The 12,910-nt window shown below is 58.3% G+C and carries 11 protein-coding genes and 1 riboswitch; of the genes, 5 read left to right on the forward strand and 6 right to left on the reverse strand.

From position 1 onward, the window contains the following. Window positions 1-15: 15 nt before the first annotated feature. The gene (gene glnT / locus ACO06L_RS11190; protein ID WP_202348246.1) at window positions 16-1,374 is read right to left on the reverse strand and encodes a type III glutamate--ammonia ligase; all 1,359 of its coding nucleotides are present in this window, start codon (window positions 1,372-1,374) and stop codon (window positions 16-18) included. 155 nt (window positions 1,375-1,529) lie between these two features. Between glnT and ACO06L_RS11195 the strand changes: the two genes are divergently transcribed. From ACO06L_RS11195 to ACO06L_RS11205, 3 genes are all read left to right on the forward strand, one after another. Beyond that, window positions 1,530-2,561, forward strand: a complete 1,032-nt coding sequence (locus ACO06L_RS11195) for an alpha/beta fold hydrolase (RefSeq protein WP_202348203.1) — start codon at window positions 1,530-1,532, stop codon at window positions 2,559-2,561. A gap of 193 nt (window positions 2,562-2,754) precedes the next feature. Further along, a riboswitch (guanidine-I (ykkC/yxkD leader) is annotated at window positions 2,755-2,863 on the forward strand. Window positions 2,864-2,929: 66 nt separating this feature from the next. Beyond that, window positions 2,930-3,745 carry an ABC transporter permease gene (locus tag ACO06L_RS11200; RefSeq protein ID WP_202348202.1) on the forward strand — a complete coding sequence of 272 codons (816 nt, stop codon included), beginning with the start codon at window positions 2,930-2,932 and terminating at the stop codon, window positions 3,743-3,745. Further along, window positions 3,745-4,530: an ABC transporter ATP-binding protein gene (locus ACO06L_RS11205; RefSeq protein WP_202348201.1), complete on the forward strand. Its 786-nt coding sequence runs from the start codon at window positions 3,745-3,747 to the stop codon at window positions 4,528-4,530. The genes ACO06L_RS11200 and ACO06L_RS11205 overlap by 1 nt, the downstream gene beginning before the upstream one ends. 59 nt (window positions 4,531-4,589) lie before the next feature. Here ACO06L_RS11205 and ACO06L_RS11210 read toward each other — a convergent pair whose 3' ends face one another. The 3 genes from ACO06L_RS11210 to pedF all read right to left on the reverse strand — a co-directional run bounded on the left by ACO06L_RS11210 (window position 4,590) and on the right by pedF (window position 8,034). Further along, window positions 4,590-6,365 carry a PQQ-dependent methanol/ethanol family dehydrogenase gene (locus ACO06L_RS11210; protein ID WP_202348200.1) on the reverse strand — a complete coding sequence of 592 codons (1,776 nt, stop codon included), beginning with the start codon at window positions 6,363-6,365 and terminating at the stop codon, window positions 4,590-4,592. 194 nt (window positions 6,366-6,559) lie between these two features. Next, window positions 6,560-7,516, reverse strand: a complete 957-nt coding sequence (locus tag ACO06L_RS11215; protein ID WP_202348199.1) for a substrate-binding periplasmic protein — start codon at window positions 7,514-7,516, stop codon at window positions 6,560-6,562. A gap of 89 nt (window positions 7,517-7,605) precedes the next feature. Continuing rightward, window positions 7,606-8,034 carry a cytochrome c-550 PedF gene (pedF, locus tag ACO06L_RS11220; protein ID WP_053113110.1) on the reverse strand — a complete coding sequence of 143 codons (429 nt, stop codon included), beginning with the start codon at window positions 8,032-8,034 and terminating at the stop codon, window positions 7,606-7,608. 366 nt (window positions 8,035-8,400) lie between these two features. Between pedF and ACO06L_RS11225 the strand changes: the two genes are divergently transcribed. Together ACO06L_RS11225 and ACO06L_RS11230 are read left to right on the forward strand one after the other, a co-directional pair. Then, entirely contained in the window at window positions 8,401-10,254 is a 1,854-nt protein-coding gene (locus tag ACO06L_RS11225; protein ID WP_202348198.1) for a methanol/ethanol family PQQ-dependent dehydrogenase, read from the forward strand. A 68-nt stretch (window positions 10,255-10,322) separates the two neighbouring features. Beyond that, window positions 10,323-10,976, forward strand: coding sequence for a pentapeptide repeat-containing protein (locus ACO06L_RS11230; protein ID WP_064229924.1), 654 nt, complete (start codon window positions 10,323-10,325; stop codon window positions 10,974-10,976). Between the two features lie 12 nt (window positions 10,977-10,988). On the opposite strand, the gene ACO06L_RS11235 is transcribed toward ACO06L_RS11230, so the two are convergent. Then, window positions 10,989-11,645, reverse strand: a complete 657-nt coding sequence (locus tag ACO06L_RS11235; RefSeq protein ID WP_092030413.1) for a response regulator — start codon at window positions 11,643-11,645, stop codon at window positions 10,989-10,991. Further along, a complete protein-coding gene (locus ACO06L_RS11240; protein WP_202348197.1) occupies window positions 11,642-12,862 on the reverse strand; it encodes a sensor histidine kinase in 1,221 nt (406 codons plus the stop codon). The genes ACO06L_RS11235 and ACO06L_RS11240 overlap by 4 nt, the downstream gene beginning before the upstream one ends. Between the last annotated feature and the right edge of the window lie 48 nt (window positions 12,863-12,910).

Consider the following 12,910-nt stretch of genomic DNA (forward strand, 5'->3'; position numbering starts at 1 on the left):
GCCCCGGACGGGCTATCAGAACATCTTCAGGTAACGATCCACTTCCCAGGAAGAGACGTGGTTCTGATAGCTCTCCCACTCGCCTTTCTTGAAGTCGATAAAGCTTTTGAACATGGCTTCACCGAAGACTTCTTTCGCCAGCGGATCGGCCTCAAAGGCCTCCACGGCCTCGCCCAGGTTCCGGGGCAGATACTCGATGCCCTGCTCGGCAATTTCAGCATCGCTGTAGTTGTACATGTTCTCGTGGTGGGGTGCGCCCGCGTCCAGACCTTCACGGATGCCTTCCAACCCTGCAGCGAGAATCAGCGCGCTGCCAAGATAGGGATTGCAGGCAATGTCTGCGGCACGGCATTCGATGCGCCCGCCCATGCCGGGAATCCGGATCATATTGGTGCGGTTGTTGGAGCCATAACACATGAACACCGGTGCCCAGGTGGAACCGGACATGCTGCCCTGGCGAACCAGACGTTTGTAGCTGTTCACTGTCGGCGCAATCACGGCACTAATGGCCGCGCCGTGTTTCAGCACACCTGCGGTGAAGTGATAGGCGATCTTGCTGATGCCGCAGTTGTGCAGATCGTCGCCCCTGGGCTCGAACAGGTTTTCGCCGGTTTTCAGATCCGCCAGCGACATGTTGTAGTGGGCGCCACTGCCGGTGCGGTCGGCAAAGGGCTTGGGCATGAAGCTCGCGAAAGCGCCATGTTTGCGGGCAATCTCGTTGGCCATCATCCGGAAGAACACCAGGCGGTCGGACATGGTCAGTGCGTCGGCATATTTGAAGTCGGTCTCGAACTGGCCGTTGGCGTCTTCGTGATCAAACGAGTACACATCCCAGCCCAGCTCGTTCATGGCGTCTACCAGCTCATCCATGATGGGCAGGTTGTCCATGAGCGTGCGGGGGTCGTAGCAGGGCTTGCCCAGGTTGTCGCGATCACTCAGCGGGGCAAAGCCGCCATCCTCGGTATCCCGGAACAGGAAGAACTCGGTTTCGATACCGAGATTGAATCGATACCCCATATCCGCCGCGGCACTCAGCTGACGCCGTAGAATATTCCGGGAACAGGCCTCAAACGGTTCGCCGTTCAGGAACAGATTGCCCGGGAACCAGGCCAGCTTCCGGTTCCAGGGGCAGATCGCCAGGCCATTGGGGTCCGGCATGGAGGCAACCTCGTCGTCGGAGATATCCTGGGGCACGCCATCCAGGGCAGCTCCGGTGTACAGCTCCGAGCCTTCCATCATTTGCCCCAGGTGAGCCACGGGCACGAACTTGCCTTTGGTCACACCGTGGATGTCCACGTAGCTGGCAATGGCGTACTTAACGCCTGCATCACCTAGCTTCTCTTTCAGGGCCTGGGTGTTGGTCAATTCCGTCATCCTGTTTTCGCTCCGGCCCGTCATGCGGGCAATCAGTTTGGGTTCTGGCACGTTTCTTTCTTTACTTTTGCCATTCAACATACATGCCAGTGTGTATATATAAGAGCGAGAACGAGAGACTTCAGGCAAACCGTCAGCCTGAAAGAGAGGGGAAAATGGCGTCGAAGCAATGGCTTGTAGACGATTATGAAGCAGGTGACCTGCCTCTGACTTCCGGCGAAACGTTGCACTCCGCGAGATTGCGGTACCACCGCATCGGCGAGCTGAATGCACCAAAAGACAACCTGATTATGCTGCCCACGTACTACGGTGGTGCAGCGGCCGGTAATTACCCGTGGGTTGGAAATACCAGCTCACTGGATCCGGACCGATACTGCATTGTGATTCCAGCTTTATTAGGGGCCGGTGAATCATCGTCACCCTCGAACACCGCCGGAGCACAGGGAGGCCCGGGCTTTCCCGCGGTGAGTCTGTACGACAACGTCATGCTACAAAAGCGGTTGGTTGAGGAAGTATTCGATGACGCCCGAATTGCCCTGGTGATGGGCTGGTCCATGGGCGGCATGCAGGCGCTTCAGTGGGGCTGTTTGTTCCCGGAGCAGGTGGGCGCGGTGCTGGCCACCTGCTGCACCGCACGGTGCCATCCCCACAACCGGGTATTTCTGGAGGGCGTAAAGGCGGCACTGACCTGTGACCACGCCTTCGAGAATGGCCGCTACCGGACTCCACCCGAACGCGGACTCCGGGCCTTCGGCCGGGTTTATGCGGGCTGGGCTTATTCCCAGGCGTTTTTCCGTCACGAGCTCTGGCGCGAACAGGGTTTTGGCTCTATTGAACAGCTGCTTCGATTCTGGGAGCAGGATCATCTGGACCAGGACGCCAATGATCTGCTCACCGTATTGAACACCTGGCAGAACGGCGATATCAGCGACAACCCCGTATTTTGCATGGATTACGAAGCGGCGCTCTCTGCCATTGCCATGCCTACCCGAATGATGCCCTGCACCACCGATCTCTACTTTACCGAGGAGGACGCCAGTGAGGATGGCCGCCGGATGCCCGGCGCAACCGTGGAACCGTTGGAATCGTATTGGGGTCACGTTGCCGGTGGTGCGGGCCGGGAGGCCGCCAGCCAAAATCGAATCCTCGCGGCCGCCCAGGCTTTGCTCTCAGGACAGGCGTCATGATCGAGCACCCAAACCTGTACCGCACCAATCCTGTGCACATTTTTGCCAACGCCTTCGCCGGAATGACCCGTTTTCGCCCGCTCTCCGGATCTGGCATGCCATCTGCACTGTTTCCCACTGACGGTTATCAAAACCCCGATCCGTTTACAGCACTGTTCACAACACCGCAGACAGAGCGGCGAACACAACGGACACAATGGGTGACTAGGGTTCCGGTCCGGGCAGTCAAGATTCCCGGATGGCTGGTCCGAGAGTTACCGACCTCTGGGGAGGTTACACGGCGGGACAAAAGCCCGGGAGACTGAATCGCAAGGGACACTGTTACCCGCGATGACCTTGCCGTGTTGTGTAACCAGAGGAGACTATTCATGCGAATGATCAACCATCATCCTGGGCGCGTTTCAGCCACCCTGGTGGGTCTGCTGCCCTTTCTGTTGATCATGCTCATCTACAGCCTGGCATCCCAGGAGCGCCTGGCAGACAACCCCAACGATAAACTTCTACCGGGCCTAGAGCAGATGACGGCGGCCGTGGATCGCATGGCGTTTCAGGAGGACCGTCGCAGCGGCGACTACCTGATGTGGCAAGACACGACCGCCAGTCTGGCCCGCCTTGGAATGGGCGTTGGTATCGCCGCCTCGCTGGCACTGGTGGTGGGTATTCTCAATGGCGTGTTGCCACTGGTCAGGGCCAACCTGGCACCTCTGGTCTCCGCGCTCTCCATGGTGCCGCCGCTGGCCATATTACCGATACTCTTCATTGTGTTCGGGCTGGGCGAGCTTTCCAAAGTCATGCTGATCGTGATCGGCACCGCCCCCATCATGATGCGGGATGTGGCTCAGCGGGTTCGCGAACTTCCGGGCGAGCAACTGATCAAGATCCAGACCCTGGGTGCCAATTCGTGGCAGGTGATCACCCGCATGGCCCTGCCCCAGGTGCTGCCCCGACTGATCGACGCCGTGCGCCTGAGTCTGGGGCCGGCCTGGCTGTTTCTGATTGCCGCCGAGGCGATAGCCTCCACGGAAGGGCTGGGCTACCGGATCTTCCTGGTAAGGCGCTATCTCGCCATGGATGTGATCCTGCCCTATGTAATCTGGATCACCATCCTCGCCATTGTCATCGACCAGTGCCTGCGCCTGGCAAACCGCAGGCTGTTCCCCTGGTACAACGCAGGAGGCCACTGATGAGCTTTATTACCGTCAACAATCTCTGGAAGGAATACGGTGACCAGGTGATCCTGGAAAACCTGAACCTGAGCGTGAAACAGGGCGAATTCTGCACTCTGGTGGGCGCCTCCGGTTGTGGCAAATCCACCTTCCTGAAAATGCTTCTGGGCCAGGAAACCCAGACCCGCGGCGAACTGCTGCTGGAGGGCGAGGCCTTCCCCGGCGAGCCGGACCGAAACCGGGGTATCGTATTCCAGCGCTACTCGGTTTTCCCGCACCTGACAGTGCGCCAGAACGTGCTGATGGGCCTGGAACTGGAACAGAAACCCTGGCTGGGCAAACTGTTCGGCAACGCCCGCCGCGAAGCCCTGGAGAAAGTGGATGCCATGCTGGAGTCTGTGGGCCTGAGCCCATCGGCCAACAAATGGCCCCACGAACTCTCCGGCGGCATGCAGCAGCGCCTCGCCATTGCCCAGTCGCTGATCATGCGCCCACGGGTTCTGCTGCTGGATGAGCCATTCGGCGCATTGGACCCGGGCATTCGGGGCGACATGCACGATTTGCTGTTAAAACTCTGGCAGGAAACCGGCACCACCATCTTCATGGTGACCCACGATCTGAAGGAAGGTTTTTACCTGGGTACCCGGCTGCTGGTGTTCGACAAGGTACGAAACGATCCCCACGATCCGCAGGCATTTGGAGCCACCATCACCTACGACTTGCCGATCGGGCAGACGGATCGAAAACTGTTCGAGGACATTCACCAGTCGGTCAGTGAGACGGCCCGGAATCAGGCAGCCTGATGCTACCGACCGCCCAATAAAAAGGTCGCCCGAGGGCGACCTTTTCTCTTCTGTTCGGATCAGTTGCTGGCAACCCGATCCTTCGGCAGTTTGAAGGTCCAGACCATACCGCCCTGGTTGAAGTCCTTCACCACCTTGGCAACCTCGCCACCCCAGAGCGGAACCGCACCGCCCCAGCCGGAAGCCACAGAGACGTACTGCTCGCCATCCATGGTCCAGGTGATGGGCGTGCCCACGACACCGGAACCGGTGTTGAAGCGGTAGAGCTCTTCTCCGGTCTTGGCATCAAACGCCTTCAGATGGCCCTCGGGTGTACCGGTGAAGACCAGACCACCGGCCGTTGTCATCACGCCACCCCACAGAGGAGCTGTGTTTTCATAGCGCCAAACTTCCTCACCGGTTTTCGGATCCATGGCCCGAAGCACGCCGATGTAGTCATCGTTGGCCGGCTTGATGGTGAACCCTGCACCCAGGAACGCAGCGCCCTTCTTGTAGGAAACAGGCTCGTTCCAGATATCCATGGACCACTCGTTGGAGGGCACATAGAACAGGCCTGTCTGCTGGCTGAAGGCCATCGGCATCCAGTTTTTGCCACCCAGGAAGGCAGGCTGGGCAACAACGGTTTCCCCTTTGCTGCCGTCCATATCGGCCGGGTTACCAGGACGACCGCCCTCGGTGTAAATCGGACGACCGGTTTCAGGGTCCAGGCCTTCGGCCCAGGTAATCTTGTCCACGAACGGGAAGCCACGGATAAAGTCGCCGTTCTCACGATTCAGAACATAGAAGAAACCGTTACGGTCCGCCGTGGCCGCCGCTTTGATGGTTTTGCCGTTCTCTTCGTAGTCGAAGGAGATCAGTTCGTTGACACCGTCATAATCCCAGCCATCATTCGGAGTGGTCTGGAAGTGCCACTTGATGCTGCCATCGTCCGGGTCGATCGCCAGACGGGATGAAGAGAACAGGTTATCGCCGGGGCGCAGATGCGAGTTCCAGGGCGCCGGGTTACCGGTACCGAAGAACAGGGAATCGGTGTCCGGATCATAGGTGCCACCCAGCCAGGTCGCTGCACCGCCGTTCTTCCACATTTCGCCGGGCCAGGTCACGCCTGCCTTGCCACCGGAAATGCCGTTTTCGATCTTTTTGCCGTCCTTGTATACATAGCCCATGTGGCCTTCTACCGTCGGACGGGTCCAGACCAGATCACCGGTGTTGGCGTCGTAGGCTTCCACCTTGCCAACAATACCGAATTCACCACCGGAAACACCGGTGATGACCTTGCCCTTGATGACCATGGGCGCGGCGGTGATTGCATAACCGGCCTGGTAATCGGCCACCTTCTTGATCCACATCGGCTTACCGGTGTCCTTGTTCAGGGCAACCAGTTTGGCGTCCAGGGTACCGAAGATAACTTTGTCGCCGTAGATGGCTGCACCACGGTTTACCACGTCGCAGCAAGGCATGATGCCGTCCGGCAGACGGGCATCATACTGCCAGATTTCCTCACCGGTTTTTGCGTCTATCGCATAAATTCGGGAGTAAGAGGCTGTCACGTACATTACGCCGTCTTTGACCAGCGGCTGTGACTCCTGCCCGCGCATTTTTTCGCTGCCAAAGGAGAAAGCCCAGGCCGGCTGCAGATACTGAACGTTGCTGGTGTTCAGATCTTCCAGAATGCTGTAGCGCTGTCCCTGAGTACCCATGCCGTAGCTGACAATGTCTTCAGGGGTCTTGTGATCGTTGATGATGTCTTCGTCGGTTACCGCATGGGCCCCGTAGGAAACTGCCATGGCCAGTGCGCTGGCCGCGATGCGAATCCCGAACTTGTTGGTTCTCATGGTTGCGCTCTCCAAGTCTCTTGTTTTCGGTTCTCTTGAGTTCGTTTCAGGCCGAACCGGGAACTTTTCCCGCCTCTGGTAAGATTCTTCGCTTTGTGGAAAAAACCAACAATTGCTCGCCGGAACAGGTTTTCTCATCACTTGGTAGTAAGACCACACCGGATCTTCCGGTCCGTGCGTTCGGGAATGAATCCTCAGAGATCCCCTTCAGCCCTGGCGATAGCCTGCTCATCCAGAAATTCCCGGTAGTACCCTGGCACGCTGTAGCGGAGTTGCTGGCTAGCCATCAGCTCGTTCATCTCGCCAGTCTTCACAAGCCTGTCGATGATGGCTTCAAGGGCATAGCCCAGTTGGCGATGGGTGTGTTTGATGGCCATTCCCACATCCCAGACCTGTTTGCCGATGCCCGGGAAACCATTGCCAGCAGCCTTGAATGCCTTGTTCTCGGATTTCGCCAGTTCGTGATCGACCTCCGATCGCATACCCATGACGGCACTCACCTCGCCATTGCGCATCGCCTCGAATGCATCCGCTACGTTGGTGTAGTGCCGCACCTGCTCACGCATGCGTCCGGCGAACGCGGAGGTCAGGTAAAAATCAGGCAAGGTATCTATCTCGACGCCAATACGGTTGTATTGAAAGACCGCCACGGTTTCGACGGCATCGAGCTTCTCGGGGTTGTAGGCAATTTGCCAGGTTTCCTGCTGATACGGGCCGAACAGAACGACCTGTTCGTTGATGTACTCGCCGGTGGAATCCTGCATGTAGGCGTAGGTCTTGTCGTAGGGCACCCGGAGCATCACATCGGCAAGCCGCTGTTTGGCTAGGTAGTGCCCTTTCCAGACGTTGTTACGCAAATCGTCTCCGAGATTCTCGTCGGGGATGATCCAGTGCACCTTGAACTCAACGCCCATTTCCTCGGCAATCCGTCGCCCGAGTTCGATGTCGATACCCCTGGGTTCACCCTCGACCTGGTAGGAATAAGGCGGGAAATTTTCATAGACACCGACCTTCAGGTAGCCGGAATCCAGGATGATGTCGTAGGTGCGCTCCGCAGGCCGGTTGAGCAATTCGTTCCCGTCGTTAACCTCCTGGGCCAGGACCACCTGGGCGAACAGCAACAGGGCAAGTATTCCAAGTAGACTTTTCATTGTTTTCTCCCACCTTTTCTCCCAACGACGAAGGGCCGGCACATGGCCGACCCGAATTCAGGCGCTCGTTTTAAAAGAAGCCGCGCTCATCACTCTGGCTTGGGCAGGGATTCCACATAGGTGCGGATTGCCCACATGGCGTTCTGGTCCATGCTCTTTTTCCAGGACGGCATTCCGCGATCGGTACCGTTCATAACGCGTCCGATGTAGTACTCGTCATCCCATTCGGTCAGTTCGCGAAGATCCGGCGTGAGACCGCCGGACATCGCCCGGATGCCATGGCACGCGGCGCAGTTGCCAGCGTAGGCACTCTCACCGATTTTGGCAGCCTGGGCATTGAACTCGCCGAATTCATTGCCCTCGCGGAAGGGGTTCTCGATGCGCACCTCATCGCCCAGCTCCGGCAGATTGCCCGTATCCACTTCCTGTGGTGTGACATTGCCATGCGCGATAGCGAAGCCGGCCAGGCCAAACATGGCCGAAGCCACGATTGCTTTGAGTGAAAAGGACATTGCCATTGGTCTTACCTCTGTTATTGGATTCCCCGTGGTTGGCTATTGGATTTGTCAGTTGCCAACTTGCTGATCACCAGTCTAGGAATCCCACAGTCCAATCCGAATGCCACTTTGGGGGTTTTGGTTTAGTTCCTTGGTAGTAGACGCTCAGAGCGAAGGCCAAAGCACGAGATGTAGGCCTGAAAACCAGAAAACATCCATTTTTCATGAAGAAGGGGACTTTTCGGGAAGTTTTCCCGGTTTTTGAGGCTAACTTCCCGATTCCGGGATGGGCTTTTCCGTCGCCACAGAGAATCGCCTGCGCCGATACTCGAAGCGTCGATGCCATGAGCAAGACGATGGTTACAACAAAAACCAAGGGGAAAGACTATGAACATCAAAACACGCAAACGCCCGCTGCTTCGCGGGATTGGACTGGCTCTCGCGCTGGGTTCAGCGGCGGGCTTGGCCAGCCAGGTTAGCGCCAAAGACGTGACCTGGGAGGATATCGCCAACGATGCTCAAACACCGGAAAACGTGCTGGGCTACGGCATTGGCCCCAAGGCCCAGCGGTACAGTCCAATGACCACGATCAACCGGGATAATGTCGAGCGACTGGTTCCCGCCTGGTCATTCTCGTTTGGCGATGAAAAGCAACGAGGTCAGGAATCCCAGGCACTGGTTCATGACGGTGTTATTTACGTAACCGGCTCTTACTCACGCTTATGGGCCTTGGACGCCAAAACCGGAGAACGCCTATGGGAATACAATCACCGGCTTCCAGAGGGCATCCGCCCCTGCTGTGACGTGGTCAACCGTGGCGCAGCCATTTTCGGTGACAAGGTCTTCTTCGGCACCCTGGATGCAGGCATCGTTGCACTCAACAAGGACACCGGCGACATCGTATGGCGTGAAAAATTCGCCGACCATGAAGCTGGCTACACCATGACCGGTGCTCCGACTCTCGTAAAGGATCAGAAAACCGGCAAAGTCCTGCTGATTCACGGATCTTCCGGGGATGAATTCGGCGTGGTCGGCAAGCTGTTTGCCCGGGATCCGGATACCGGTAAAGAAGTCTGGATGCGCCCGTTCGTTGAAGGCCACTATGGCCGTCTGAACGGCGAGAAAAGCACGCCCACCGGGGATCCTCGCGCACCCAGCTGGCCGGATGATCCCAACACCGAAACCGGCAAGGTGGAAGCCTGGAGTCATGGCGGCGGTGCCCCCTGGCAAAGCGCCAGCTTCGACGCGCAAACCAATACCATCATCATTGGTGCCGGAAACCCCGCGCCTTGGAATACCTGGAAACGCACGTCCCCCGGCGGTGACCCTGCCGACTACGACAACTTGTACACCTCCGGCCAGGTAGGTGTAGACCCAACCACCGGCGAAGTGAAATGGTTCTACCAGCATACGCCGAACGATGCCTGGGATTTCTCCGGTAACAATGAGCTGGTGCTGTTTGAATACGACGAGAACGGCGAAACCGTCAAAGCAACCGCCCATGCCGACCGCAACGGTTTCTTTTATGTCGTCGACCGCGAGAACGGTGAATTCAAGAAAGGCTTTCCGTTCGTGGACAACATTACCTGGGCCGAGCGCATTGGTGAAGATGGCCGCCCTGTGGAGAGAAAAGGTCAGCGTCCGCCACCCGTAGCAGAGGGTGAAACCCGTGGCGAGGCCATTGAGGTATCTCCACCTTTCCTCGGCGGCAAGAACTGGAACCCCATGGCTTACAGCCAGGATACGGGACTGTTCTACGTGCCCGCGAACCACTGGAAAGAGGATTACTGGACTGAAGAGGTCACCTACAAGAAAGGTGCCGCATACCTCGGCCAGGGTTTCCGCATCAAACGCATGTACGACGACCACGTGGGCATCCTTCGCGCCATGAATCCGCTCACCGGCGAGATCGAATGGGAGCACAAGGAACGCTTGCCACTGTGGGCCGGGGTGCTGGCCACCAAGGGCGGGCTGGTATTCACCGGCACCGGCGATGGCTTCCTGAAAGCATTCGATGCTGAAACCGGGGAAGAGCTCTGGAAGTTCCAGACCGGCTCCGGGATCATCTCCTCACCGATCACCTGGGAGATGGACGGTGAGCAGTACATAGGCGTTGCCTCCGGCTACGGCGGCGCGGTTCCGCTCTGGGGCGGCGACATGGCCGAGCTTACCAAGCCCATTTCCCAGGGCGGGTCATTCTGGGTTTTCAAGATGCCCTCCTGGGCACAGGCCTCCCGCTAAATGCCCTCCGGACTGGGCCTGGCGCTTCGCCAGGCCCCTTTTTCCGGCCTTGATTCAGGAGTGAAATCATGAGACCTCTGGCTACCGCCTCACTTTTGTTGTTCATGGCACCGGCACTGGCCGGCGATTACATGGCTGACCTGGACAAAGTCCCTGTCATCAACGGCTGCAAGCTGCAACGGGAGACCAGCTGTGCCGGCGCTGACCTGCAGGGAGCGGATCTGTCGAATATGGATCTGCGCTCTGCCAACTTCCGAGGTGCCAACCTGTCGGGCGCCAACCTGAGCCATACCAGCCTGCGAGGTGCCAACCTTGATGGCGCAAACCTTGACGACGTCACGGGCTACCGCCTTCAGGTCTACCGGGCCAGCATGCGCGGCGCATCGCTGAAGAATGCCCAATTACAGGGGATGCAGGGCGAGTATTTGTTCGCCCAGGGTGCGGACTTCAGCGGGGCCGATCTGACCGGCGCCAACTTCGACTTCTCCCGTTTCTCCGGTGCCACCCTGGTAAACGCCACCATGCCCTTTAGCAGCTTCGAGATTTCCTGGCTACCGAAGGCGAACCTGAAAGGAGCCAACATGAGAGGGGCGAATCTTCAGGAAGCCAAGCTTGGGCTGGCCAACCTGGCTGATGCAGACCTGACCGGAACCCGAATCCACTATGCCACCTTTGAGGGCACCTATATGGAGGGCTGTACGGCCTGCCCCTTTGACTGGTAATCCGGGGCGGGCTCAGACCCGCCTCGCTTCCTCAAGCTGACCATAACGAATCAGACCGGCATCCACCGCCAAATGAATCAGCTCCACGGACGAAGACACCTGAAGCTTGTTTTTCAAGCCGGCCAGGTGGTTGGAAACCGTTTTACTGCTGACACATAACCGTTCGGCGATTCCGCCGACACTCTCGCCCCTGGCGTACATCAGCAATACCTCCATCTCCCGCTGGGTCATATCCCTGAGCCGATGATCGACAGGTCGCTCCTGATTCATGGCCAGTCGAGTTGCAATCGGATGTTCGATATAGGGCTGTCCGGCGGCGACCCTCTTCACTGCTTCTGCAAGCTCCTCGGGGGCGCAGCTTTTGGAAACAAACCCCAGACCACCCACATCCAGGGCCTGCCTTACCATTGGCAGCTCATCGTGCATGGTAAAAAACAGGATAGCCGCCCCACGCCAGCGCTGACGCAGTCGACGCCCGACTTCCAACCCGGAGATGTCGGGGAGCCCCATATCGAGCAGCACCACGTCCGGTCGCAGTTCCCCGTAGCGGGCAACCGCATCCTGGCCGTTGTCGACTTCGGTGATTGCCACCGCCGGAAGCATCGAGCGCAAAAGATTGGCGATGCCCTGGCGTACCACTTGGTGGTCATCCACAATCATCAGTTTCACAGCACACCTCCGGTATTCGGGCTGAGCGGCACAGCAAGCCGAATGCGAGTTCCTTCGCCAATACGACTCAGAAACCTGACCTCACCACCCAGGCAGCGGGCCCGCTCACACATTGAACGTACGCCGAGACCCGCATTGCCGGGCAGCTGATCATTGCCGACACCGTCATCACGCACCTCAATGCTCAGCTCGTCGTCTTTGCGGGCAACCGCAAGCGTGGCGCAGGACGCGTTGGCATGTCGGGAAACATTGTTCAGGGCTTCCTGCAGGAATCGGTAAAGGTGGGTCTGCTGCTCACCGGTAAATTCCGGCAACCGCTCGTCCATGGCCAGGCGACATTCAAGCCCGCTGAGCTGCTGCCATTGCTCCGCCAAATGCCGGATTGCACTGCCAAGACCAAGTTGCTCCATCACCAGCGGATGCAGATCCTGTAACAGGTGCCGGAAATGTTTCTGGATGGTCTCGCAGTGTTCCGCCAGCTCCATGGCCTGCTGTTTTTGTCGATCACCCAGGTCCGGATCGTAGAGCAGACTGCGGGCCTGGGCGCGAATTCCGGTGAGGTACTGGCCCAGATCGTCGTGCAGTACCCGGGCTATGTGTTCCCGCTCCCGATCCTGTAACTGCAGCAGTTCATTAAGCAGACGGCTGACGGTCTGCTGCTCCGACTCCAGCGCCCCGGCCATGGAATTAAACCGACAAACCAGCGCATCCAGTTCCTGTTCGCCCTGACGCGGCAGCCGGGAAGTCAACTGACCCGCCGAGACCGCGCCCATGGCCTCGGACAGGCTGGCAAGCGTGCGCATGCCTCGCCCAACCATTACGAAAAGGGCCAGGAAACAGAGGCCCATACCGATTGCATAGGCACCCGAGATAAGTAGGAACCCTTCCCAGATTTCTTCAACCTCGTCGGCGGGATCAACCTGCCAGCCATTGACCTCCGGCCGGGACGACTCTCCGGCAATCATCGCCGAGAACCAGGCTGGCACGTCTCCGCCTACCCCGGATTCCATATCAGCCGGCGCCAGGTGACGCATGCTGCTGACGACGGATTCCGGAAGATCAGTAGGGCTTCCCAGGCTCTGTGCCAGACCGGCAACACCATCAAGCTCGCGCTGGACATCATGACGGGCCTGCTGTGTGTAGAGCAGCGCTCCAAGCAGATAGATCAGCAGGAAAACCGCCAGCATCAAGAGGGAAATCTTCCGGTATACGGTCATTGTTTTTATCCGTTGCGGGTAAACAGCTTTTCTATCTCCATGCTAAAG

The sequence above is a fragment of the Marinobacter sp. genome (assembly GCF_965229985.1).
Classification (GTDB): domain Bacteria; phylum Pseudomonadota; class Gammaproteobacteria; order Pseudomonadales; family Oleiphilaceae; genus Marinobacter.